Source organism: Pseudomonas sp. NPDC007930 (genome assembly GCF_042958985.1).
In the GTDB taxonomy this organism is placed as follows: domain Bacteria; phylum Pseudomonadota; class Gammaproteobacteria; order Pseudomonadales; family Pseudomonadaceae; genus Aquipseudomonas.
In genome coordinates, this window is sequence record NZ_JBIBKC010000004.1 from 283,965 (window position 1) to 306,540 (window position 22,576).

The following is a 22,576-nucleotide window of genomic DNA, read 5'->3' on the forward strand; positions in this document are numbered from 1 at the left end:
CTTGGCTCACTGCCTTCCCCATTGGCAATGAACGGCGGTCAGGCGGTGGCGCGATGCCATCAGCCTGCCTTCACTTGAGTTAATCAGAAGCTGCGGGGATTGGATCCCCCAGTAGACGAACGGTGGGCGCTTAGTCGTTTAAGCGGCCACTGAGCAGACGGGCGACCTGCTCGGGCGCATAGCCCCGGTACACCAGAAAGCGCATGTGCTTGGCGCGGGCCTTGGCGTCGAGCGGGCGCTCGCCACCGAATTTGCGCTGCCACACCTCCTGGAGTTGGCTGGCCCAGTCAAATGGGCTGTCGCGCAGCGCTTGCTCCACATCACCTCGTGGCAAGCCACGCTGGGTGAGTTCTTCGCGGATACGCGCAGGCCCATGACCAGAGCGGGCACGGGCATTGATGAACGCTTCGAGGTAACGAGCTTCGCTGAGCAGGCCATCTTCGGTAAGGCGGTCTAGCTCAGCGTGGATCAACTCGTCACTGGCACCGCGCTTGCGCAGCTTGCGCTCCAGCTCTACCCGGCCGTGCTCGCGGCGGGCGAGCAAGTCCATGGCAGCCCGCCGCACAGCGGCGGGCGTGTCTAGCGCGGTGATGGGCTTGAGGTTCAGAAGTCGTTCTCAGCGTCAGCCAGGTCGTCTTCTTTCTCGGCGGCAGCCAGGGCCTTTTTGTCGACCGGGGTGCTGTTGTTCAGCAGCTTGTCACGGATTTGCTTCTCGATGACCGCTTTAACCTCGGGGTTATCTTCCAGGTACTTGGCGGCGTTAGCCTTACCCTGGCCGATTTTGTTGCCTTGGTAGGCATACCAGGCGCCGGACTTGTCGATCAAGCCGTTAGCAACGCCGAGGTCGATGATCTCGCCGTTGAGGTAAATGCCCTTGCCGTAGAGAATCTGGAACTCAGCCTGGCGGAAAGGCGGCGAGACCTTGTTCTTGACGATTTTCACGCGGGTTTCGCTGCCGACCACGTCGTCGCCTTCTTTCACCGAACCCGTGCGGCGGATGTCGAGGCGGACCGAGGCGTAGAACTTCAGGGCGTTACCACCGGTGGTGGTTTCCGGGCTGCCGAACATCACGCCGATCTTCATACGGATCTGGTTGATGAAGATCACCAGGCAGTTGGCGTTCTTGATGTTACCGGTGATTTTACGCAGCGCCTGGGACATCAAGCGGGCTTGCAGGCCCACGTGCATGTCGCCCATTTCGCCTTCGATTTCCGCCTTCGGCACCAGGGCCGCCACGGAGTCGACGATGATCACGTCAACGGCGTTGGAACGCACCAGCATGTCGGTGATTTCCAGAGCCTGCTCGCCGGTATCCGGCTGGGACACCAGCAGGTCATCGACGTTGACGCCCAGCTTGCCGGCGTATTCCGGGTCCAGCGCGTGCTCGGCGTCGACGAAGGCGCAGGTGGCGCCGAGTTTTTGCGCTTGAGCGATGACCGAGAGGGTCAGCGTGGTTTTACCCGAAGACTCCGGGCCGTAGATCTCGACGATACGGCCACGCGGCAGGCCGCCGATGCCCAGGGCGATGTCCAGGCCCAGGGAGCCGGTGGAAATGGCGGGAATGGCTTGGCGCTCGTGGTCGCCCATGCGCATGACCGCGCCCTTGCCGAATTGACGCTCGATTTGACCCAACGCCGCCGCCAAGGCACGCTTTTTGTTGTCGTCCATCAGACCCCTCACAAATTCGATGCGGGGCGCGGCCCCGGGATTAACTGTATAAGTAGCCAGTATTATACACAGTCCGTTTGCTTCGCCTACCCCTGCTCGGGATTTTCTCCCACCGCCAGTCGCGCCAGCCCCTCGAGGGCGGCCTGCACGGTTTGCCCGCGCACCGCCTCGCGGTCACCGGCGAATTGCCGGCGCTGGGCGTGGCAGCCTTGGGCGCTGGCCCAGGCCAGCCACACGGTGCCGACGGGTTTATCCACAGAGCCACCACCCGGGCCCGCGACACCGCTGACCGCCACCGCATAGGTGGCATCCGACGACGCCAGCGCGCCTTGGGCCATGGCCACCACCACCTCGCGGCTGACCGCGCCGACGCTGCCGAACAGCGCCGGGTGCACGCCGAGCTGGGCGGTTTTTTGCCGGTTGGAGTAGGTCACGTAGCCCGCCTCGAACCAGGCCGAGCTACCCGCCACGCGGGTGATCGCCTCGGCGATGCCGCCGCCGGTGCAGGATTCGGCGGTGGTCACGCTGGCCTGATGGGCCTGCAGGCGCTCACCCAGCAGGGTGGCGAGTTCGGTGAGTGTGGGCATCGTGGTGGCTCCCGGGTAGGCAAGGAAACGAACGCCCAGACTTTCGGCGCTGGCGGCGGTTTTGTCCATGGGCCAAGCGCAACAGGGGATGACAAGCCAATGCGTAGCGCGCAGCCATTTCGCCTAGCTCTGGGTGCCCAGGCACGGAGCGGCGCGAGACACAACGCCCTAAAACACAAACCCCCGCTCATCGGCAGGGGTTCGATAACAGCTGAAACCTACGCAGCGCTTGAACTCAGGAGGTTTTGGCCAAGATAGAAAGCTGGCGCTCGGTTGAACGGCGCAATACCGCCTCATAAACACGCTGCTTTTGATGGGAGGACGCATTCCGAAAAAAATCGGAAAATGGCGTGGAGCGTGCAAGCTCGGCTTTTTTCATGAACGTTCCCCAGCTTTGATTTGCTTCAACAGGCCTTGATGATCGTACCCGTCATGGAGGCAGCCATCAATACGGTCAATGTCGCTTACGTACAACTGCGAAGAGCCGTCGATATTCTTGACGAGCAGGTTCAATAGCACCGCCTTACCGAATCGATCCTTGACTGCATTGGCCACCTCCCTCGCTGCAAAAAACTGATCAACAAATACCTCAGCCGGGATTCTGCGGCCCTCCCTCATCTCACGTGCCTGCACGAAGCGCCAGGCCAGATCCGGCCTTTGATATACATACAGCACCACGCACGGGCGCTTACGGCGCAAGGACCTGGAAATGTTCTGGATGGCCTTTTCGCGGTTTGTGAAGGTGCCATCCAAAACGAACGACTGGCTTTGGTCCAAAGCCATATCGTGAATTTTCTCAACAAGGATGCTCGCAGGCTTCTGAAACATCCAGGCATTGGTACCGAGATACCCTTCGAAATGCCCGCGCAGATCATCCGGATCAATACGCATGATCCGGACATCGGAACCCCGTGTCAGCTCATCGATCAGCTCAATGGCAGCCTCTGTTTTGCCAGCACCTGCCGACCCTGCCATGAACACAGATACTGGGTGCTGTTCAGGAACGTAAGTGCCCGTTTGGGTGAACTCCCGAGCAATGCGCCGCTTGTTTTTGCGCGCAAAGCAGATGGCGGCCTCAATCGTGAGCGCATCGTAGTCATTCATACTTCATCCAGAGCGAACCCATAAACGCCCTGAAAAAGGTATCGGCCAGGCGCCTGAGCGTACACCGGCAAACCGTTTCCGGATGTGGCTCTCCCGGCCTGCGACGCGGGAAAAATCCCTGTAGTATTAGGCGATTGGCCTTTGTGCAAAAGACAGCAACGAGTTCTAGCCCCGGATGACCGATCTTTCAAGCCACACCCCGATGATGCAGCAGTACTGGAAGCTCAAGCAGCAGCATCCAGACCAGTTGATGTTCTATCGCATGGGCGACTTCTACGAGATCTTCTACGAAGACGCGAAGAAAGCCGCCAAGCTGCTGGACATCACCCTCACCGCCCGCGGCCAGTCGGCCGGGCAGTCGATCCCGATGTGCGGCATTCCGTACCATTCGGTCGAAACCTACCTGGCCAAGCTGGTGAAGCTTGGCGAGTCGGTGGTGATCTGCGAGCAGATCGGCGACCCGGCCACCAGCAAGGGCCCGGTGGAGCGGCAGGTGGTGCGCATCATCACCCCGGGCACCATCAGCGACGAGGCCCTGCTCGATGAGCGCCGCGACAACCTGATCGCCGCGCTGCTGGGCGATGAGCGCCTGTTCGGGCTGGCGGTGCTCGACATCACCAGCGGGCACTTCGCCGTGCAGGAAATAAAAGGCTGGGAAAACCTCCTGGCGGAGCTGGAGCGGATCAACCCGGTCGAACTGCTGATCCCCGATGACTGGCCGCAAGGCCTGCCAGCAGAAAAACGCCGCGGCGCGCGGCGCCGGGCGCCCTGGGACTTCGACCGTGACACCGCGCGCAAAAGCCTCTGCCAGCAGTTCGGCACCCAAGACCTCAAAGGCTTCGGCTGTGAACAGTTGACCCTCGCCATTGGCGCCGCTGGCTGTTTGCTGGCCTATGCCAAAGAAACCCAGCGCACCGCCCTGCCCCACTTGCGCAGCCTGCGTTACGAGCGGCTCGACGACACCGTGGTGCTCGACGGCGCCACCCGGCGCAACCTGGAGCTGGACGTGAACCTCTCCGGCGGGCGTGAAAACACCCTGCAGTCGGTGCTCGACCGTTGCCAGACCGCCATGGGCAGCCGCCTGCTCAGCCGCTGGCTGAACCGCCCGCTGCGCGATCTGAAAATCCTCCAGGCGCGCCAGGGTTCGATCGGCTGCCTGCTCGATGGCTATCGCTTCGAGCGGTTGCAACCGCAGTTGAAGGAAATCGGCGACATCGAGCGCATCCTGGCGCGGATCGGCCTGCGCAATGCCCGCCCGCGAGACCTCGCCCGGCTGCGTGACGCGCTGGCCGCGCTGCCCGAGCTGCAAAGCCAGATGGCCGACTTCGAGGCGCCGCACCTGGCGCAGTTGGCGACCATCGCCGGCACCTACCCGGAACTGGCGCAGCTGCTGCAAACGGCGATCATCGACAACCCGCCGGCGGTGATCCGCGACGGCGGCGTGCTGAAGGTCGGCTACGACGCCGAGCTCGACGACCTGCTGGCCCTGAGCGAAAACGCCGGGCAGTTCCTGATTGACCTCGAAGTACGCGAAAAAGCCCGCACCGGCCTGGCCAACCTCAAGGTGGGCTACAACCGGGTGCACGGCTATTACATCGAACTGCCCAGCAAGCAGGCCGAAAGCGCGCCGGCGGACTACATCCGCCGGCAAACCCTGAAGGGCGCCGAGCGGTTCATCACCCCGGAACTGAAGGCGTTCGAAGACAAGGCCCTGTCGGCCAAGACCCGTGCCCTGGCCCGGGAAAAAATGCTTTACGAAGCCTTGCTCGAAACCCTGATCGGCCACTTGGCGCCGCTGCAAGACACCGCCGCCGCCCTGGCCGAGCTCGACGTGCTGAGCAACCTGGCCGAGCGCTCGCTGAACCTTGACCTGAACTGCCCAACCTTCGTCGACACGCCGTGCATGCACATCGACCAAGGCCGCCACCCGGTGGTGGAGCAGGTGCTCAGCACGCCCTTCGTGGCCAACGACCTGGGGCTCGACAACAATACCCGGATGCTGGTGATCACCGGCCCGAACATGGGCGGTAAATCGACTTACATGCGGCAAACCGCGTTGATCGTTCTGCTCGCGCACATCGGCAGCTACGTGCCGGCGGCCGCCTGCGAGCTGTCGCGGGTCGACCGTATCTTCACCCGCATCGGCTCCAGCGACGACCTCGCCGGTGGCCGCTCGACCTTCATGGTGGAGATGAGCGAAACCGCGAACATCCTGCACAACGCCACCGACCACAGCCTGGTGCTGATGGACGAAGTCGGCCGCGGCACCAGCACCTTCGACGGCCTGTCGCTAGCCTGGGCCGCCGCCGAGCGGCTGGCGCAGTTGCGCGCCTTCACCTTGTTCGCCACCCACTACTTCGAGCTGACCATCCTCCCGGACAACGAACCGGTAGTGGCCAACGTGCACCTCAATGCCACCGAGCACAACGACCGCATCGTGTTCCTGCACCATGTGCTGCCTGGGCCGGCCAGCCAGAGCTACGGCTTGGCGGTGGCGCAACTGGCCGGGGTGCCGGGTGGGGTCATCGAGCGCGCCCGCGAGCACCTGGCGCGGCTAGAAACCTCCAGCCTGCCCCGCGAGGCGCCAGTGCCCAAGCCTGGCAAACCGGCCACGCCGCACCAGAGCGACCTGTTCGCCAGCCTGCCGCATCCGGTCATCGACGAGCTGCAACATCTGGACATCGACGGCCTGTCGCCACGGCAGGCTATCGAAATGCTCTATCAATGGAAGGCAAAGGTCTAACGCCTTTTGCGTTCAAGCTGCTAGAATCCGCCGCGGTCTGGCATGCCCCAGGTTTTTAGCCTGGCCTGGGGCCGACCAACCAGACCCCCGCGCGCCCGAGCAGTGGCCGCGTTTGCCGCCCGAGGAGAGAAATTAGAAATGACCTTCGTCGTCACCGACAACTGCATCAAGTGCAAGTACACCGACTGCGTAGAAGTGTGTCCGGTGGATTGCTTTTACGAAGGCCCGAACTTCCTGGTGATTCACCCGGACGAGTGTATCGACTGCGCGCTGTGTGAGCCTGAGTGCCCGGCCCAGGCGATTTTCTCCGAGGACGAAGTGCCAGCGGGGATGGAAGACTTCATCGCGCTGAACGCCGAACTGGCGGACGTATGGCCGAACATCACCGAGCGCAAGGACCCGCTGCCCGACGCTGCCGAACATGACGGCACGCCCGGCAAGATTGCCGACCTGGCACGCTGATCGCTTTCGCTGCACACAAGCCCCCGCCCTGCGGGGGTTTTTTATGGGCTGGCGAAACGTAGCCGCGGCGGAGTAAAAAAAAGAGGGCGGGAAACCCCGCCCTCTTCCGTGGCACCCAAGGTGGCTCACCGTCCTGGTGAGGTGCGAACCGCGGGCCATCACGGACCGCCTGGGTGCCGTGCTCATCCTTGAGCACAGGGGCGATCATACGGGTTACCCAGCGGATAACAACGTTATAAGTCTTGCAAAAAACTACATGAAAGTTAAATGACAAGACACATAAAAATACAACTAACTTAGCCATTAAAAGAAACAAAAACGCCGCCGTGTTAAATCTCAACAGGGCGGCGTTAGTGCGCTTGTGTTAGCTATTGAAACAACGAATCACTAGACAAACCGTTCTTCTCGAGAATCTCCCGCAGGCGCTTCAGGCCTTCTACCTGGATCTGCCGTACCCGCTCGCGGGTCAGGCCAATCTCCAGGCCGACGTCTTCCAGGGTGCTGCTCTCATGGCCGCGCAGGCCGAAGCGCCGCACCACCACTTCACGCTGTTTGTCGGTCAATTCCGACAACCACTGGTCGATGCTCTGCGACAAATCGTCATCCTGCAGCAACTCGCACGGGTCCGTCGGGCGGTCATCGGTGAGGGTGTCGAGCAGGGTTTTGTCGGAGTCCGGGCCGAGCGACACGTCTACCGACGATACCCGCTCGTTGAGCCCGAGCATGCGCTTGACCTCGCCCACGGGTTTTTCCAGGAGGTTGGCAATCTCTTCCGGGGAAGGCTCATGGTCGAGCTTCTGGGTGAGCTCACGGGCAGCCCGCAGGTACACATTCAGCTCTTTGACCACATGGATCGGCAAGCGAATGGTGCGGGTCTGGTTCATGATCGCCCGCTCGATCGTCTGGCGGATCCACCAGGTGGCATAGGTAGAGAAGCGGAAGCCCCGCTCAGGGTCGAATTTCTCGACCGCGCGGATCAGCCCCAGGTTGCCCTCTTCGATCAAGTCGAGCAACGACAGGCCGCGGTTGACGTAGCGCCGGGCGATTTTCACCACCAGCCGCAGGTTGCTCTCGATCATCCGCTTGCGGCCGTTGGGGTCGCCTTTTTGCGACAGCCGCGCGTAATGCACTTCCTCTTCGGGAGAAAGCAGGGGAGAGAAACCGATTTCGTTGAGGTACAGCTGCGTGGCGTCGAGCGCCCGGCTGTAATCGATGTACTTGTGCTGCTTCAGAGCGGTGGACTGCCTGGCCTTGGCCCGGGCAGGCGCTGCGGGTTCTTCCTCCGACATCGAATCCAGATCGATGTCAGTCTCCATCAGGAGTACTTCATCGTCGATGTCAAACTCCGGCGCTTCTTTGTTGAGAGCCATTGTTGTAGTCCCTTGCTGAGTTCGACCTCAAGCTTCGCGCCGCCAGCGTCCGTTGGCCACGCAAATGCCTGTCCCAGCTACGTGCAAGCCGGCAGGGAAAAGATCAACGTCTAGGCAAGAACTGCAGCGGATCGACAGGTTTCCCCTGGCTGCGGATCTCGAAGTGAAGCTTCACGCGATCCGTGCCTGTAGAGCCCATCTCGGCAATTGTTTGCCCGGCCTTGACCTGCTGCCCCTCCTGAACTAACAGCCTGCGGTTATGACCGTAGGCACTCACGTAGGTGTCGCTGTGCTTGATGATGACCAGCTCGCCATAACCCCTCAAACCGCTACCGGCATAGACGACGGCCCCATCAGACGCAGCAAAAACAGGCTGTCCCAAATTTCCGGCAATATCAATGCCTTTATTCAAACTGCCGTTTGAGGCGAATTTGCCGATCAGCGTGCCATTGGCGGGCCATGTCCAGCCGGCCGCATTGCGTTGCCCCGCGGGAACCGGGGCCGGAACCGGCGGGCTGACCACCGCCGTGCCAGCCGCCGCGGGCGCCGTTGGCGTGGTGCCGTTCGTCGCCGCGCCCTGGCGGATGATGGTGGTCTTGAAAGTCGACGAGGGCGTTGAACTTGTTTGGTTCACCACGGTCGCCGGGGCCGTGGTGGCGACCACCGGCGGCGGCGCGCTGGAGGCGCTGTCGAAGCGGATCACCTGGCCGGGGTGGATGGTGTAGGCCGAGTCGATGTTGTTGCGCGCCGCCAGGGCTTTGTAGTCCCAGCCGTACTTGAAGGCGATCGAATAGAGGGTGTCGCCGCGCTTGACCCGGTATTGCCCGGAGGTGACCTGTGGGTTGGGGTTGCTCGGCGCCGCGCCGCGATCTACCACCCGCACGCCGCTGCTGGGCGAGCTGGAGCAGCCTGCCAGAACGGTGCTGAGCGCCACCGCAGTGGCCAGCAGCTTCAATGCATATAGAGGTGCTGGCCGCCGAATGACTGTCAAGCTCACCCACCGCTCCCTTTCAGGTGTCGAAAAATGTGTCGGCATTATAACCGAGCCAGGCCCCGCCACGGCCAGCGTGAGGAAATACTTTCACAAACAAACGCCTGCGGGCCGAACATGAGGTTGTTCCTCTGACCCGCCCCGCGGAGGTTAATTCCGAAGGTCAGGCCAGGGGGCCGTTGAGCAGCGGCACGAAGCGCACCGAGCCGAGGGTATGGCGGGTGTAGCTGCCGTCGTCTTCGCGCACGATCAACAGCAACTGCTGCACCTCACCGGCGCCCACCGGGATGACCATGCGCCCACCGGGCGCCAACTGGTCGAGCAGGGCCTGGGGCACGTCGGCGGCCACCGCGGTGACGATGATCGCGTTGTACGGCGCCAGCGCCTGCCAGCCTTCCCAGCCGTCGCCCCAGCGAAACACCACGTTGCGCAGGTTCAGCCCTTGCAGGCGCTCCTTGGCGCGGTCCTGCAGCAGCTTGATGCGCTCGACCGAGAACACCCGTTCCACCAGTTGCGCCAGCACGGCGGTCTGGTAGCCCGAGCCGGTGCCGATCTCCAGCACCTTGTCGAGCGGCCCGGCCGCCAGCAGCAGCTCGCTCATGCGCGCCACCATGTAGGGCTGGGAGATGGTCTGGTTGTTGCCGATCGGCAGCGCGGTGTTCTCGTAGGCGCGGTGGGCCAGGGCTTCGTCGACGAACAGGTGGCGTGGCGTGCGGCGGATCACGTCGAGCACGCGGCTGTCGGTGATGCCTTCTTCATATAACCGCTGGATAAGGCGCTCGCGGGTGCGCTGGGAGGTCATGCCAATCCCGTGGTGCATCAGGTCGTCCTGCCCACGCATCAGTGCAAGGCCTCCAGCCAGCCGGCCAGCGCGCCGAACGCCGGGTTGAAGGTGCGGTCGAGCTGCATCGGGGTCACCGACACATAGCCTTGGACCACCGCGTGGAAATCCGTGCCGGCGCCGCCGTCTTCGGCGTCGCCCGCGGCGGCGATCCAGTAACCGGGCTTGCCGCGCGGGTCGATGACGCGGCTGGGCGCCGCCGCCCGGGCGCGATGGCCGAGGCGGGTGAGCTGTACGCCCTTGACCTGCGCCAGCGGCAGGTTCGGCACGTTGACGTTGAGCACCGTGCGCGGCGGCAGGTCGAGCTGGCCGTGGGCCTTGAGCATGGCCTGGGCGAACCAGGCAGCCGTGGCCAGGTGCTCGGGGCTGCGCGACACCAGCGAGAAAGCATACGACACCCCGCCCAGGAAGCGCCCTTCGAGCGCCGCGGCGACGGTGCCGGAGTAGATCACGTCGTCGCCCAGGTTGGCGCCGAGGTTGATCCCTGAAACCACCACCTCGGGCACCTCGGGCAGCAACCCGTTGATGCCCAGGTGCACGCAGTCGGTGGGGGTGCCGTTGAGGCGGATGAAGCCGTTTTCCAGCGCTTGGGGGTGCAGCGGCCGGTCGATGGTCAGGGCGCTGCCACAGCCGCTCCTGTCCTGGTCGGGCGCGATCACCGTGCACTGGGCAAACTCCGCCAGCGCGCCATGCAGCGCGGCGATGCCTGGGGCGGTGACCCCGTCGTCGTTGGAAATCAGAATACGCATGAGCTGTCCGTCTGCCCCGCGCCCAGATCGAACAGTTCACGCACCACGGCGGTGGCGAAGCATCCGGACGGCAGGACGAATTCCAGTTGCAGAATGTCAGGCGACGGATAATGCCACGTCAGGCGCCCGATGGGCAGCCGCAGAATGCGACGTTCCTGTGCCAGTTGCGCCAGCCCGAGCCAGTCTCGCAGTTCCGGGAAGCTGGCCGCCACCTGCTGCTCAAGCGCGCCGGTGGCGCCTTGGGCGGGGCTGGCGCCCTCCCCCCACAGCGGCCCGGTGGGGTGCAGGTCGAGCGCGGCCAGGCGCGGGTCTTCGCACTCGGCGGGGCCGGCGGGGAAGAAACTCTTGCTGTCGGTGAAGGCCAGCAGGTCGCCGGGCAATGCCTGGGCCCAGGTGCCCTGGGCAACCCGCTCGGCCAGCACGCGGTTGAACAACTGGCTGCGCGCCGCCGAGAGCACCCGCGAGCGCAGGTTGCGCTGCTCGGGCAAGGCGCCGCCACGGGCGTAGTACAGCGCCTGCTCCACGTTGCCACCCTCGTGGCCAAAGCGCTGCAGGCCGAAGTAGTTCGGCACGCCTTGGGCGCGCACCTGTTGCAGGCGCGCCTCCAGCGCCTCGCGATCAGCGTTGAGCTCAGTCAGGCGCAGGGTGAAGCCGTTGGCCGAGTGGGCGCCGCGTTGCAGTTTGCGCCGGTGGCGGCCGCGCTGCAGGATAGCCAGGGTTTCATCCTCGGCGCGGGCCAGGTCGGGGTCGCTCTTGCCTGGCAGGTGCAGGCTGAACCACTGGCGGGTCAGCGCCTGGCGGTCTTTTAGGCCGGCGTAGCTGACCTGGCGCAGCGGCACGCCGGCGGCGCGGGCCAGCCGGCGGGCGGCCTCTTCGGTGTTGAGGTTGCGTTTTTCAACCCACAGCCAGAGGTGCTCGCCGTCGCCCTCGAGGGGGATGTCGAGCACTTCGTCGACCTGAAAGTCTTCAGCGCTGGCCTTCAGCCGCGCCGTGCCCACGGCAGGCCCATGGGCGCGTGGCCCGAGCAGTTCGGCTTCGCTGATCATGCGCGGATCAACAACGCTACGGCGTGCACCGCGATGCCTTCTTCACGGCCGGTAAAGCCGAGTTTTTCTTCGGTGGTGGCTTTCACGTTGACCTGGTCCAGCGCTACTTGCAGGTCATCGGCGATCGCCTGGCGCATGGCCGGGATGTGTGGCGCCATTTTCGGCGCCTGGGCGACGATGGTGGCATCGACGTTACCGACCTTGAAGCCTTTGTCGGCCACCAGGCCCAGCACATGGCGCAGCAGCACGCGGCTGTCGGCGCCCTTGAAGGTCGGGTCGGTGTCGGGGAAGTGGCGGCCGATGTCGCCCAGCGCCACGGCGCCAAGCAAGGCATCGCTCAACGCGTGCAGCAGCACGTCGCCGTCGGAATGGGCCAGCAGGCCCTTGGAGTGGTCGATCCGCACGCCGCCGAGGGTGATGAACTCACCTTCGCAAAAACGATGCACATCGTAGCCGTGGCCAATACGCATAAAAAAACGCCCCGATTGAGTCAGGGCGTGGATTCTACCGCAGAAGCACGACTATTTGAGCGCTTGCGCATGGTGGCGCAGATGATCGTCGATGAAGCTGGCGATGAAGTAGTAGCTGTGGTCGTAGCCTGGCTGCAGGCGCAGGGTCAGCGGGTAGCCGGCCGCCTTCGCCGCCTGGGCCAGGGCCTCGGGCTTGAGCTGCTTCTCGAGGAAGTCGTCGCGGTCACCCTGGTCGACCAGCAGCGGCAATTGCTCGCTGGCGGTTTCGATCAGCACCGAGGCATCCCACTCGCGCCACTTGCTGCGCTCTTCGCCCAGGTAGCGGGAGAAGGCCTTCTCGCCCCAGGGGCAGTCCATCGGGTGGGTGATCGGCGAGAACGCCGACACCGAGCGGTAGCGCCCCGGGTTGCGCAGCGCGCACACCAGCGCGCCGTGGCCGCCCATGGAATGGCCGCTGATGCTGCGCGCCTGCGAGGCCGGGAAGTGCGCCTCGATCAGCGCGGGCAGTTCCTGCACCACGTAATCATGCATGCGGTAGTGCTGGGCCCAGGGCGCCTGGGTGGCGTTCAGGTAAAACCCCGCACCCAGGCCGAAATCCCAGGCGCCGTCCGGGTCGGCCGGCACCTGTGGGCCACGCGGGCTGGTGTCGGGGGCCACGATGATCAGCCCCAGCTCGGCGGCCAGGCGCTGGGCGCCGGCCTTCTGCATGAAGTTCTCGTCGGTGCAGGTCAGCCCCGACAACCAGTACAGCACCGGCAGCTTGCCACCCTGCTCCGCTTGCGGCGGCAAGTACACGGCAAACACCATGTCGCAGTCGAGCACCGCCGAGCGGTGCTTGTAGCGCTTGTGCCAGCCGCCGAAGCTTTTCTGGCACGAGAGGTTTTCCAGGCTCATCGCAGCCTCCTTGGCTTAGAAGTGGATGACGCTGCGGATGCTCTTGCCTTCATGCATCAGGTCGAAGGCCTTGTTGATGTCTTCCAGGCCCATGGTGTGGGTGATGAAGGTGTCCAGCGGGATCTCGCCCTTGTCGGCCATGTCTACGTAGCTGGGCAGCTCGGTGCGCCCACGCACGCCGCCGAAGGCGGTGCCGCGCCACACTCGGCCGGTGACCAGTTGGAACGGCCGGGTGGAAATTTCCTGGCCGGCACCGGCCACGCCGATGATCACCGACTCGCCCCAACCCTTGTGGCAGCACTCCAGCGCAGCGCGCATCAGCTGGGTGTTACCCACGCATTCGAACGAGTAGTCGACGCCGCCGTCGGTCAATTCGACGATCACTTCCTGGATCGGGCGGTCGTGGTCTTTCGGGTTCACGCAGTCGGTGGCGCCCAGTTGGCGGGCGATTTCGAACTTGCTCGGGTTGATGTCCACTACGATGATTCGCGCGGCCTTGGCCTTGACCGCGCCGATGATCGCCGACAGCCCGATGCCGCCCAGGCCGAAGATCGCCACGGTGTCACCGGGCTTGACCTTGGCGGTGTTGAGCACCGCGCCGATGCCGGTGGTCACGCCGCAGCCGAGCAGGCAGACCTTCTCCAGCGGCGCTTCCTTGGCGATCTTGGCCACGGAAATTTCCGGCAGCACGGTGTACTCGGAGAAGGTCGAGGTGCCCATGTAGTGGAACAGCGTCTGGCCCTTGTAGGAAAACCGGCTGGTGCCGTCGGGCATCAGCCCTTTGCCCTGAGTAGCGCGGATCGCCTGGCACAGGTTGGTCTTGCCCGACAGGCAGAATTTGCACTGGCGGCATTCCGGGGTGTACAGCGGGATCACGTGGTCACCCACGGCCACCGAGGTCACGCCCTCGCCCACCGCCTCAACGATTGCACCGCCTTCGTGGCCGAGGATCGACGGGAAGATGCCTTCCGGGTCCGCGCCCGACAGGGTGTAGGCGTCGGTGTGGCACACGCCGCTGGCGACCACGCGCAGCAGCACTTCGCCGGCCTTGGGCATGGCCACATCGACTTCGACGATTTCCAGCGGCTTCTTCGCTTCGAAGGCCACGGCGGCACGGGACTTGATCATCTATGCAGCTCCAGTTTCTACAAGGGCTAAAACCCGAAGTGTAATTCATACGGGCTTGATGAATAATCAGCGGCTTGTAAAAACATTATTGCCATACAGGGATAATCATGCCAACGCAGCGCTGGGACGGAATCGATGAGTTCGTGGCAGTGGCCGAGTGCGGGCAGTTCACCGCCGCCGCGGCGCGGCTGGGGGTGTCGTCGTCACATTTGAGCCGCCAGGTGGCGCTGCTTGAAGAGCGGCTGCAGGCACGCCTGCTTTACCGCAGCACCCGCCGGGTGACGCTGAGTGAGGCCGGGCAGGCTTTCCTGCAGCATTGCCAGCGCCTGCAGGATGGCCGCGACGAAGCGCTGCGCGCCATCCAGGACCTCAACAGCGAGCCCAAGGGCCTGCTGCGGCTAACCTGCGCGGTGGCCTATGGCGAGCGCTTCATCGTGCCGCTGCTCAACGACTACATGGCGCGCTACCCGCAACTGCGCCTCGACGTGGAACTGAGCAACCGCACCCTGGACATCGTCCAGGAAGGCTTCGACCTGGCGATCCGCCTCGGCCGCCTGGCCGACTCGCGGCTGATGGCGGCGCGGCTGGCACCGCGGCGCATGTACCTGTGCGCTTCGCCGGCGTACCTGAGCCGCTACGGGCGCCCGCACAGTTTGTCTGAGTTGGCCCGGCACAATTGCCTGGTGGGCAGCTCGGACCAATGGCCGCTGTGCGTCAACGGCCGCGAGTTCAACCAGCGGGTGCAGGGCAACTGGCGCTGCAACAGCGGCCAGGCGGTGCTCGACGCCGCGCTCAAGGGCATGGGCCTGTGCCAGTTGCCTGACTACTACGTGCTCGAGCATTTGCGCAGCGGCGCCCTGGTGCCGCTACTCGAGGCACACCAGCCGCCGAACACCGCGGTGTGGGCGCTGTACCCGCAGCAGCGGCACCTGTCGCCCAAGGTGCGCGGGCTGGTCGACCACCTGCGCGAGGGCTTGGCCAACCGGCCGGAGTACCAGCTCACACCTGCCAGCGCAGGCGCAGCCATTCCAGGTCTTCCGGGCGAGTAACCTTCAGGTTGTCGGCGCGGCCTTCGACCAGCCGCGGCGCCAGGCCGGCCCATTCCATCGCCGAGGCTTCGTCGGTCACCGCCACCCGCGCCACTTGCGCATCGGCAATCGCCCGCAGCAACGGCCCGAGGCGGAACATCTGCGGGGTGAAGGCTTGCCACACGGTGCTGCGGTCGATGGTGCGGTTGACCCGCCCGTCGGCGCCAGCGCTTTTCAGGGTGTCGCGCACCGGCACGGCGAGCAGCCCGCCCACTGGATCATCGGCGAGGGTGGCGAGCAGGTGGTCGAGGTCGCCACGGGCCAGGTTCGGCCGGGCGGCATCGTGCACCAGCACCCAGTCGTCATCGCCGGCGCCCTCGGCGGCCAGCAGCATCAAGGCATTGAGCACCGATTCGGCGCGCTCGGCGCCACCGGCGGCGCGGCGAATGCGGGCATCTTGCGCGCACGCCAGCGTGGGCCAGTAGGGGTCGGTTTCAGCGAGGCTGACCACCACGCCCTTGAGCGCCGGGTGGCCGAGAAAACACCCCAGGGTGTGTTCGATCAGGGTTTTACCGGCCAGCGGCAGGTATTGCTTGGGGCGGTCGGCGGCCATGCGCGCGCCAACCCCGGCAGCGGGAAGCACTGCCCAGAATGAGGGGGGAAGCATCATTGGTTGATCTGGTAGAGGGTTTCGCCGTCTTTGACCATGCCCAGCTCGTGGCGGGCGCGCTCTTCGACGGTTTCCATGCCTTTTTTGAGTTCGACGACTTCGGCGTCCAGCACGCGGTTGCGTTCGAGCAGGCGCTCGTTTTCGTCATGCTGCTCGGCGATCTGTTGCTTGAGCTCGGCGGCCTGTTTCAGGCTGCCGTTGCCCACCCACAGGCGGTGCTGCAAACCTGCCAGTACGGCGATCAAGATCAGAAACAACCAGTAGTGACTGCGCATCGCAATATCCAGTGTGAAGGCGACCGTTCGCTCGATAGCAAGAAGCCTGGCCGGCGGCCAGGCTTCGGGTGCCACAGGCGCCAGGCAGGTTAACCGCTACCCAGGCGCCTTTTTACCATCTTCGGGTCAGCCGCGAAACTCGGCCCGACCACGGTACGGTGCCTTGCCGGCCAATTGCTCTTCGATACGCAGCAGTTGGTTGTACTTCGACACGCGGTCGGAGCGGCACAGCGAGCCGGTCTTGATCTGGCCGGCGGCGGTGCCCACGGCGAGGTCGGCGATGGTGGAGTCTTCGGTTTCGCCCGAACGGTGGGAGATCACCGCGGTGTAACCGGCCGCCTTGGCCATCTGGATAGCTTCGAGGGTTTCGGTCAGGGTGCCGATCTGGTTGAACTTGATCAGGATCGAGTTGGCGATCTTCTTGTCGATGCCTTCCTTGAGGATCTTGGTGTTGGTCACGAACAGGTCGTCACCCACCAGTTGCACCTTCTCGCCGATCTTGTCGGTCAGGGCCTTCCAGCCGGCCCAGTCGGACTCGTCCATGCCGTCTTCGATCGAGATGATCGGGAACTGCTCGGTCAGGCCGGCCAGGTAATCGGCGAAGCCTTCGGCGCTGAAGGTCTTGCCTTCACCGGAGAGGTCGTACTGGCCGTTCTTGTAGAACTCGCTCGAGGCGCAGTCCAAGGCCAGGGTCACGTCGCTGCCCAGGGTGTAGCCAGCGTTGGCCACGGCTTCGGCGATGGCCGACAGCGCTTCGGCGTTCGAACCCAGGTTCGGCGCGAAGCCGCCCTCGTCGCCCACCGCGGTGTTCAGGCCCTTGGCCTTCAGCACGGCCTTGAGGTGGTGGAAGATTTCCGCGCCCATGCGCAGGGCATCGGCAAAGCTCTTGGCGCCGACCGGCTGAACCATGAATTCCTGGATGTCGACGTTGTTGTCGGCGTGCTCGCCACCGTTGATGATGTTCATCATCGGCACCGGCATGGAGTACTGGCCCGGGGTGCCGTTGAGGTTGGCGATGTGCGCGTACAGCGGCAGGTCCTGGTCCTGGGCGGCGGCCTTGGCGGCGGCCAGGGACACCGCGAGGATGGCGTTGGCGCCCAGGCTGCCTTTGTTCTCGGTACCGTCGAGGTCGATCATGGCGCGGTCGAGGGCTTTCTGGTCGGCCGGGTCTTTGCCCAGCAGCAGGTCGCGGATCGGGCCGTTGATGTTGCCCACTGCCTTCAGTACACCCTTGCCCAGGTAACGGCTCTTGTCGCCGTCACGCAGTTCCAGCGCTTCACGCGAGCCGGTGGACGCACCCGACGGCGCGCAGGCGCTGCCGATGATGCCATTGTCCAGAAGCACGTCGGCTTCCACGGTCGGGTTGCCACGGGAGTCAAGAACCTCACGACCTTTGATGTCGACGATTTTTGCCATTGTTGTAAACACTCCAGTATTTGGACGAAAACGACGCAACGAACGAGGGTGACGCAACAGCCCGGGGGCGACAGCGGGCAGCCCCCCAGGGCCATGAATGCAACATTGCCCGGCAAGCCGGGCAATGGGATCAGGCGGTTTCTATGATCGGGAAAGCCTTGACCAGTTCATCCAGCGCTTTCAATTGCGCCAGGAATGGCTCGAGCTTGTCCAGGCGCAAGGCGCAGGGGCCGTCGCACTTGGCGTTGTCCGGGTCCGGGTGGGCCTCCAGGAACAACCCGGCCAGGCCTTGGCTGATACCCGCCTTGGCCAGGTCGGTGACCTGCGCGCGCCGGCCACCGGCCGAGTCGGCACGCCCACCGGGGGTTTGCAGCGAGTGGGTAACGTCGAAGAACACCGGGTACTCGAACTGCTTCATCAGGCCGAAGCCGAGCATGTCGACCACCAGGTTGTTGTAGCCGAACGCCGAGCCACGCTCGCAGAGGATGAGCTGGTCGTTGCCAGCCTCCTCGCACTTGGTGAGGATGTGCTTCATCTCGTGGGGCGCGAGGAACTGCGCCTTCTTGATGTTGATCACCGCGTTGGTCTTGGCCATGGCCACCACCAGGTCGGTCTGCCGCGAGAGGAAGGCCGGCAGTTGGATGATGTCGCACACCTCGGCCACCGGCGCGGCCTGGTAGGGCTCGTGCACGTCGGTGATCAGCGGCACGTTGAAGGTCTTCTTGATTTCTTCGAAGATCTTCAGGCCTTCGTCCAGGCCCGGGCCGCGGTAGCTGTTCACCGACGAACGGTTGGCCTTGTCGAAGCTGGCCTTGAACACGTAGGGGATGCCGAGTTTTTCGGTCACCTTCACGTAGGCCTCGCACACCTGCATGGCCAGGTCACGAGACTCGAGCACGTTCATGCCGCCGAACAGGGCCATCGGTTTGTCGTTGGCCAGTTCGATGTTGCCGACACGAATGGTTTTCTGGGTCATCTTCAAGCCTTAGCGCGCTGAGCCAGCGCCGCCTTGACGAAGCCACTGAACAGCGGGTGGCCATCGCGTGGGGTGGAGGTGAATTCCGGGTGGAACTGGCAGGCCACGAACCATGGGTGGTCCTTACCCTCGACCACTTCGACCAGCGCGCCATCACCGGAACGGCCGGAGATGATCAGGCCAGCGTCGGTCAGCTGCTTGAGCAGGTTGTTGTTCACTTCATAGCGGTGGCGGTGGCGCTCGACGATCACGTCCTTGCCGTAGCAGGCGTACACCTTCGAACCCGCGGCCAGTTGGCACTCTTGCGCGCCCAGGCGCATGGTGCCGCCCAGGTCGGAGGTTTCGGTGCGGGTTTCGACGGCGCCGGTGGCGTCTTCCCATTCGGTGATCAGGCCAACCACCGGGTGCGCGCTGTTGCGCTCGAACTCGGTGGAGTTGGCATCGGCCCAGCCCACCACGTTACGGGCGAACTCGATGACCGCCACCTGCATGCCCAGGCAGATACCCAAGTACGGGACCTTGTTCTCGCGGGCGAACTGTACCGCCTTGATCTTGCCTTCGACGCCGCGCAGGCCGAAGCCGCCCGGCACGAGGATCGCGTCGACGCCTTCGAGCAGGCCGGTGCCCTGGTTCTCGATGTCTTCGGAATCGATGTAGCGCAGGTTGACCTTGGTGCGGTTCTGGATGCCGGCGTGGCTCATCGCTTCGATCAGCGACTTGTACGCATCGAGCAGTTCCATGTACTTGCCGACCATGGCGATGGTGACTTCATGCTCGGGGTTGAGCTTGGCGTCGATGACCTTGTCCCACTCGGACAGGTCGGCGCTCTTGCACTGCAGGCCGAAACGCTCGACGACGATGTCGTCCAGCTCTTGCTCATGCAGGCGGCGCGGAATCTTGTAGATGGTGTCGACGTCTTCCAGCGAAATCACCGCGCGTTGCTCAACGTTGGTGAACAGCGCGATCTTGTTGCGCGAAGAGCTGTCGATGGCGTGGTCGGAGCGGCAGATCAGCACGTCGGGCTGCAGGCCGATCGAGCGCAGTTCCTTGACCGAGTGCTGGGTCGGCTTGGTCTTGGTTTCGCCGGCGGTGGCGATGTACGGGACCAGCGTCAGGTGCATCAGCATCGCGCGCTTGGCGCCGACTTCGACGCGCAGTTGGCGGATCGCCTCGAGGAACGGTTGCGACTCGATGTCGCCGACGGTACCACCGATTTCGACCAGGGCCACGTCGGCATCGCCGGCGCCCTTGATGATCCGGCGCTTGATCTCGTCGGTGATGTGCGGGATGACCTGGATGGTCGCGCCCAGGTAGTCACCACGGCGCTCTTTGCGCAGCACGTGCTCGTACACGCGGCCGGTGGTGAAGTTGTTGTTCTGGGTCATGGTGGTGCGGATGAACCGCTCGTAGTGGCCCAGGTCGAGGTCGGTTTCAGCGCCGTCGTGGGTGACGAAGACTTCACCATGCTGGAAGGGGCTCATCGTGCCGGGGTCGACGTTGATGTACGGATCCAGCTTGAGCATGGTGACCTTCAGCCCCCGCGCCTCCAGGATGGCCGCCAATGAAGCCGAAGCGATGCCTTTCCCCAAAGAAGAAACAACACCACCCGTGACGAAGATGTAGCGCGTCATGAAAAACCCTAGAAGTCTGCGTTAAAGCGGTCAGAGCCCGCCGGGGAAGAGCGAAGGTAAATCGCGAGCTACCGCACCCGGAACGGGTAAACGGAAGCTGCATCAAGAAGGGAGGGTAGTCTACCGGAAAGCCCCTTTCATCTCAAACCCTGCTCATTCGTCGGCGCCGCCCAGTGCAGCCGGGGGCCACCTTCGGCAAAGGCCGGGCACTGCGCCACCGCCAGCACCTCGTGGCCCCGGCACAGCAACGGCAGGCGCCCACGCAAAAAGGCTGGCAGGCCCTGCTCCTGCAACCAGCGCTTCAGGTCACGCCGGCCACGGCCCTCGAGGTAAAGGGTTTCACCGCCCTGGCGGTAACGCACCTGCAGCGGCCCCGGCGGCGCCGCGGCCAGCCACACCTCGCCGTTGCCGGGCAGCGCCAGCGGCTGCGCGCTGTCGGCCCAGGGCTGCGGCGCCGCCGGCAGCGGCGCCAGCCACGGGCCACTGAGCCACCACAGCCGCTCGCCGGCGCGGCGCAGTTCGCCGCCGGCCAGGCGCCAGCACGGCTCACCGGCCAGGCGCGCGTCGCGCAGGGCCTCCCAGCCGCGCCAGTGGTCGCTGTCGGGCAGCGCCGTGAGGGGCGCGAGAAAATGCCGCAGGGCGTTGCGTTGGCGCGCCGGGCTCAAGGCCCGCAGCGGCGCCAGGGCCAGGCTGGGCAGGGCCAACCAGGGCAGCGGCGCGGGCGGCTGGGCCAGGTCGGTTTCGGCGAGCTCGGCCAACAGCCCTTGGGCTTCGGCCTGGTGCTGCGCGGCGCGGGCGATACTGCTGGCGGCGGCTGGCCAGCGCTGCGCCAGGGCCGGCATCACCGCCTGGCGCAGGTAGTTGCGGTCGGCATCGGGCAGGGCGTTGGTCGGGTCTTCGACCCACTGCAACTGGTGCTGCTGGGCGTACGCCAGCAACTGCGCGCGGCCGACACCCAGCAGGGGCCGGAGCAACACCCCGGCGCCCGCCGGGCGTTGCGCCGGCATCGCCGCCAGGCCGCGCACGCCGGCGCCGCGGGCCAGGCGATAGAGCACGGTTTCGGCCTGGTCGTCACGGTGGTGGGCCAGCAGCAGTACCTCCCCCGGCAGCAACTGGCTGGCCAAGGCCTGATGGCGCGCGCGGCGGGCGCCCTCCTCCAGGCTGGCCTGGGCCGGCACCTGCACGCGCAGCACCTCCAGCGGTACACCGAGGCGCTCACACAGCCGTTGGCAATCGGCCGGCCAGGCGTCAGCGGCGGCTTGCAGGCCGTGGTGCACGTGCAGGGCACGCAGGGGCGGTAAGGGGTGCTGTTGGGCGAGGGTGTTGAGCAGGTGCAGCAGCGCGGTGGAATCGAGGCCGCCGGAGAGGGCGATGGACCAACGCGGGGCGTGGCGCCAGGGGGAGAGTTGGCCGAGCAACTGGTCGAGGAGGTGCATGGCAGTGTGGCCGTTTGGCGGCTGGGTAGCCTTCCATGGCCCATGCGCCCAGCGGTGCTGGGCGAGGGGCCGTGGAGGGCGCCCGGAAGGGTTAGACCCCGTAGCTCATCAGGCGCTGGTAGCGGCGCTCGAGCAGGCTGTTGATGTCCATGCCCTTGAGCATGGCGAGTTGTTCGCTCAACGACTCGCCGATGCTGCCCGCGGCCGTGGCCACGTCGCGGTGGGCGCCGCCCAACGGCTCGGCGATCACTTTGTCGACGATGCCCAGGCCCTTCAGGCGCTCGGCGGTGATGCCCATGGCTTCAGCAGCGTCGGCGGCTTTTTCGGCGGTTTTCCACAGGATCGACGCGCAGCCTTCCGGCGAGATCACCGAGTAGGTGGAGTATTGCAGCATGTTCAGTTGGTCGCACACGCCGATGGCCAGCGCGCCGCCGGAACCACCCTCACCGATCACGGTGGCGATGATCGGGGTTTTCAAACGGGCCATGACCCGCAGGTTCCAGGCGATCGCTTCGCTCTGGTTGCGCTCTTCGGCGTCGATGCCCGGGTAGGCGCCCGGGGTGTCGATGAAGGTCAGGATCGGCATCTTGAAGCGCTCGGCCATTTCCATCAGGCGGCAGGCCTTGCGGTAGCCTTCCGGGCGCGGCATGCCGAAGTTGCGGCGAACCTTCTCGCGCACTTCGCGGCCCTTCTGGTGGCCGATGATCATCACCGGCTGGCCGTCGAGGCGGGCGGTGCCGCCGACGATCGCGGCATCATCGGAGAAGTGCCGGTCACCGTGCAGCTCTTCGAACTCGGTGAACAGGTGGTCGATGTAGTCCAGCGTGTAGGGGCGCTTGGGGTGGCGAGCCAGGCGGGCGATCTGCCAGCTGGTGAGGTTGCCGAAAATGCTTTCGGTCAGCGTGCTGCTTTTTTCCTGCAGCCGCGAGATTTCGTCGCTGATGTTCAGCGAATTGTCGTTGCCGACGAGGCGCAGCTCTTCAATTTTGGCTTGCAGGTCAGCGATCGGCTGTTCGAAATCGAGAAAATTCGGGTTCATAGCTTTCCGTCTTGGGTCGACGGCCAGGCGGCCGGCCGGTTGATCCGTTTGG

23 protein-coding genes are annotated in these 22,576 nt (G+C 64.7%); 3 read left to right on the forward strand and 20 right to left on the reverse strand.

The window, feature by feature from the left end:
- Positions 1–130 precede the first annotated feature (130 nt).
- From recX to ACFZCE_RS11790, 5 genes are all read right to left on the reverse strand, one after another.
- Positions 131–592 (reverse strand): recombination regulator RecX, encoded by a 462-nt coding sequence (recX, locus tag ACFZCE_RS11770; RefSeq protein WP_390939329.1) that lies wholly within the window; start codon positions 590–592, stop codon positions 131–133.
- Positions 593–603: 11 nt separating this feature from the next.
- Entirely contained in the window at positions 604–1,668 is a 1,065-nt protein-coding gene (gene recA / locus ACFZCE_RS11775; RefSeq protein ID WP_390939094.1) for a recombinase RecA, read from the reverse strand.
- Between the two features lie 86 nt (positions 1,669–1,754).
- A complete protein-coding gene (locus ACFZCE_RS11780; RefSeq protein WP_390939096.1) occupies positions 1,755–2,255 on the reverse strand; it encodes a nicotinamide-nucleotide amidohydrolase family protein in 501 nt (166 codons plus the stop codon).
- Between the two features lie 235 nt (positions 2,256–2,490).
- The gene (locus ACFZCE_RS11785) at positions 2,491–2,634 is read right to left on the reverse strand and encodes a hypothetical protein (RefSeq protein ID WP_390939098.1); all 144 of its coding nucleotides are present in this window, start codon (positions 2,632–2,634) and stop codon (positions 2,491–2,493) included.
- On the reverse strand, positions 2,631–3,359 hold the full coding sequence (locus tag ACFZCE_RS11790; RefSeq protein ID WP_390939100.1) for a zeta toxin family protein: 729 nt from the start codon (positions 3,357–3,359) through the stop codon (positions 2,631–2,633). The genes ACFZCE_RS11785 and ACFZCE_RS11790 overlap by 4 nt, the downstream gene beginning before the upstream one ends.
- A 175-nt stretch (positions 3,360–3,534) precedes the next feature.
- Here ACFZCE_RS11790 and mutS point away from each other — a divergent pair, with 175 nt between their 5' ends.
- Positions 3,535–6,102, forward strand: coding sequence for a DNA mismatch repair protein MutS (mutS, locus tag ACFZCE_RS11795; protein ID WP_390939102.1), 2,568 nt, complete (start codon positions 3,535–3,537; stop codon positions 6,100–6,102).
- A 138-nt stretch (positions 6,103–6,240) separates the two neighbouring features.
- Positions 6,241–6,564, forward strand: a complete 324-nt coding sequence (gene fdxA / locus ACFZCE_RS11800; RefSeq protein WP_390939104.1) for a ferredoxin FdxA — start codon at positions 6,241–6,243, stop codon at positions 6,562–6,564.
- A gap of 368 nt (positions 6,565–6,932) precedes the next feature.
- On the opposite strand, the gene rpoS is transcribed toward fdxA, so the two are convergent.
- The 8 genes from rpoS to ACFZCE_RS11840 all read right to left on the reverse strand — a co-directional run bounded on the left by rpoS (position 6,933) and on the right by ACFZCE_RS11840 (position 14,053).
- A complete protein-coding gene (gene rpoS / locus ACFZCE_RS11805) occupies positions 6,933–7,934 on the reverse strand; it encodes an RNA polymerase sigma factor RpoS (RefSeq protein ID WP_390939106.1) in 1,002 nt (333 codons plus the stop codon).
- 103 nt (positions 7,935–8,037) lie between these two features.
- The gene (locus ACFZCE_RS11810; RefSeq protein WP_390939108.1) at positions 8,038–8,931 is read right to left on the reverse strand and encodes a peptidoglycan DD-metalloendopeptidase family protein; all 894 of its coding nucleotides are present in this window, start codon (positions 8,929–8,931) and stop codon (positions 8,038–8,040) included.
- 157 nt (positions 8,932–9,088) lie between these two features.
- Positions 9,089–9,727 (reverse strand): protein-L-isoaspartate(D-aspartate) O-methyltransferase, encoded by a 639-nt coding sequence (locus ACFZCE_RS11815; RefSeq protein WP_390939331.1) that lies wholly within the window; start codon positions 9,725–9,727, stop codon positions 9,089–9,091.
- Between the two features lie 38 nt (positions 9,728–9,765).
- On the reverse strand, positions 9,766–10,515 hold the full coding sequence (gene surE, locus ACFZCE_RS11820; RefSeq protein WP_390939110.1) for a 5'/3'-nucleotidase SurE: 750 nt from the start codon (positions 10,513–10,515) through the stop codon (positions 9,766–9,768).
- Positions 10,503–11,558 (reverse strand): tRNA pseudouridine(13) synthase TruD, encoded by a 1,056-nt coding sequence (gene truD / locus ACFZCE_RS11825; RefSeq protein WP_390939333.1) that lies wholly within the window; start codon positions 11,556–11,558, stop codon positions 10,503–10,505. Before truD ends, surE begins: the two co-directional genes overlap by 13 nt.
- A complete protein-coding gene (gene ispF / locus ACFZCE_RS11830; protein ID WP_390939112.1) occupies positions 11,558–12,031 on the reverse strand; it encodes a 2-C-methyl-D-erythritol 2,4-cyclodiphosphate synthase in 474 nt (157 codons plus the stop codon). Before ispF ends, truD begins: the two co-directional genes overlap by 1 nt.
- A 51-nt stretch (positions 12,032–12,082) precedes the next feature.
- Positions 12,083–12,925 (reverse strand): S-formylglutathione hydrolase, encoded by an 843-nt coding sequence (gene fghA / locus ACFZCE_RS11835; protein WP_390939114.1) that lies wholly within the window; start codon positions 12,923–12,925, stop codon positions 12,083–12,085.
- 15 nt (positions 12,926–12,940) lie between these two features.
- On the reverse strand, positions 12,941–14,053 hold the full coding sequence (locus ACFZCE_RS11840) for an S-(hydroxymethyl)glutathione dehydrogenase/class III alcohol dehydrogenase (protein ID WP_390939116.1): 1,113 nt from the start codon (positions 14,051–14,053) through the stop codon (positions 12,941–12,943).
- A 107-nt stretch (positions 14,054–14,160) separates the two neighbouring features.
- Between ACFZCE_RS11840 and ACFZCE_RS11845 the strand changes: the two genes are divergently transcribed.
- Positions 14,161–15,102, forward strand: coding sequence for a LysR substrate-binding domain-containing protein (locus tag ACFZCE_RS11845; protein WP_390939118.1), 942 nt, complete (start codon positions 14,161–14,163; stop codon positions 15,100–15,102).
- Here ACFZCE_RS11845 and ispD read toward each other — a convergent pair.
- The 7 genes from ispD to ACFZCE_RS11880 form a co-directional block, all read right to left on the reverse strand.
- Positions 15,053–15,751, reverse strand: a complete 699-nt coding sequence (gene ispD, locus ACFZCE_RS11850; protein WP_390939120.1) for a 2-C-methyl-D-erythritol 4-phosphate cytidylyltransferase — start codon at positions 15,749–15,751, stop codon at positions 15,053–15,055. The genes ACFZCE_RS11845 and ispD overlap by 50 nt on opposite strands.
- Positions 15,748–16,026, reverse strand: a complete 279-nt coding sequence (locus ACFZCE_RS11855) for a septum formation initiator family protein (protein ID WP_390939121.1) — start codon at positions 16,024–16,026, stop codon at positions 15,748–15,750. Before ACFZCE_RS11855 ends, ispD begins: the two co-directional genes overlap by 4 nt.
- 126 nt (positions 16,027–16,152) lie before the next feature.
- Positions 16,153–17,442, reverse strand: a complete 1,290-nt coding sequence (eno, locus tag ACFZCE_RS11860) for a phosphopyruvate hydratase (protein WP_390939122.1) — start codon at positions 17,440–17,442, stop codon at positions 16,153–16,155.
- Between the two features lie 130 nt (positions 17,443–17,572).
- The gene (gene kdsA, locus ACFZCE_RS11865) at positions 17,573–18,418 is read right to left on the reverse strand and encodes a 3-deoxy-8-phosphooctulonate synthase (RefSeq protein ID WP_390939123.1); all 846 of its coding nucleotides are present in this window, start codon (positions 18,416–18,418) and stop codon (positions 17,573–17,575) included.
- Positions 18,419–18,420: 2 nt separating this feature from the next.
- Complete coding sequence (locus ACFZCE_RS11870; protein ID WP_390939124.1) at positions 18,421–20,049, reverse strand: CTP synthase; 1,629 nt, start codon at positions 20,047–20,049, stop codon at positions 18,421–18,423.
- Between the two features lie 137 nt (positions 20,050–20,186).
- Positions 20,187–21,485, reverse strand: a complete 1,299-nt coding sequence (gene tilS / locus ACFZCE_RS11875; protein ID WP_390939126.1) for a tRNA lysidine(34) synthetase TilS — start codon at positions 21,483–21,485, stop codon at positions 20,187–20,189.
- A 91-nt stretch (positions 21,486–21,576) separates the two neighbouring features.
- Positions 21,577–22,524, reverse strand: coding sequence for an acetyl-CoA carboxylase carboxyltransferase subunit alpha (locus tag ACFZCE_RS11880; protein WP_390939128.1), 948 nt, complete (start codon positions 22,522–22,524; stop codon positions 21,577–21,579).
- Positions 22,525–22,576: the final 52 nt, after the last annotated feature.

Bases quoted from the DNA above. Each gene is read 5' to 3' on its own strand.
- ACFZCE_RS11840 (WP_390939116.1), bottom strand. From the start codon at position 14,053: ATGATCAAGTCCCGTGCCGCCGTGGCCTTCGAAGCGAAGAAGCCGCTG.
- kdsA (WP_390939123.1), bottom strand. From the start codon at position 18,418: ATGACCCAGAAAACCATTCGTGTCGGCAACATCGAACTGGCCAACGAC.
- ACFZCE_RS11855 (WP_390939121.1), bottom strand. From the start codon at position 16,026: ATGCGCAGTCACTACTGGTTGTTTCTGATCTTGATCGCCGTACTGGCA.
- ACFZCE_RS11790 (WP_390939100.1), bottom strand. From the start codon at position 3,359: ATGAATGACTACGATGCGCTCACGATTGAGGCCGCCATCTGCTTTGCG.
- mutS (WP_390939102.1), top strand. From the start codon at position 3,535: ATGACCGATCTTTCAAGCCACACCCCGATGATGCAGCAGTACTGGAAG.
- ACFZCE_RS11880 (WP_390939128.1), bottom strand. From the start codon at position 22,524: ATGAACCCGAATTTTCTCGATTTCGAACAGCCGATCGCTGACCTGCAA.
- ACFZCE_RS11815 (WP_390939331.1), bottom strand. From the start codon at position 9,727: ATGACCTCCCAGCGCACCCGCGAGCGCCTTATCCAGCGGTTATATGAA.
- eno (WP_390939122.1), bottom strand. From the start codon at position 17,442: ATGGCAAAAATCGTCGACATCAAAGGTCGTGAGGTTCTTGACTCCCGT.
- fghA (WP_390939114.1), bottom strand. From the start codon at position 12,925: ATGAGCCTGGAAAACCTCTCGTGCCAGAAAAGCTTCGGCGGCTGGCAC.
- tilS (WP_390939126.1), bottom strand. From the start codon at position 21,485: ATGCACCTCCTCGACCAGTTGCTCGGCCAACTCTCCCCCTGGCGCCAC.
- ACFZCE_RS11845 (WP_390939118.1), top strand. From the start codon at position 14,161: ATGCCAACGCAGCGCTGGGACGGAATCGATGAGTTCGTGGCAGTGGCC.
- surE (WP_390939110.1), bottom strand. From the start codon at position 10,515: ATGCGTATTCTGATTTCCAACGACGACGGGGTCACCGCCCCAGGCATC.
- recA (WP_390939094.1), bottom strand. From the start codon at position 1,668: ATGGACGACAACAAAAAGCGTGCCTTGGCGGCGGCGTTGGGTCAAATC.
- ACFZCE_RS11785 (WP_390939098.1), bottom strand. From the start codon at position 2,634: ATGAAAAAAGCCGAGCTTGCACGCTCCACGCCATTTTCCGATTTTTTT.
- rpoS (WP_390939106.1), bottom strand. From the start codon at position 7,934: ATGGCTCTCAACAAAGAAGCGCCGGAGTTTGACATCGACGATGAAGTA.
- ACFZCE_RS11780 (WP_390939096.1), bottom strand. From the start codon at position 2,255: ATGCCCACACTCACCGAACTCGCCACCCTGCTGGGTGAGCGCCTGCAG.
- ACFZCE_RS11870 (WP_390939124.1), bottom strand. From the start codon at position 20,049: ATGACGCGCTACATCTTCGTCACGGGTGGTGTTGTTTCTTCTTTGGGG.
- ispF (WP_390939112.1), bottom strand. From the start codon at position 12,031: ATGCGTATTGGCCACGGCTACGATGTGCATCGTTTTTGCGAAGGTGAG.
- fdxA (WP_390939104.1), top strand. From the start codon at position 6,241: ATGACCTTCGTCGTCACCGACAACTGCATCAAGTGCAAGTACACCGAC.
- ispD (WP_390939120.1), bottom strand. From the start codon at position 15,751: ATGATGCTTCCCCCCTCATTCTGGGCAGTGCTTCCCGCTGCCGGGGTT.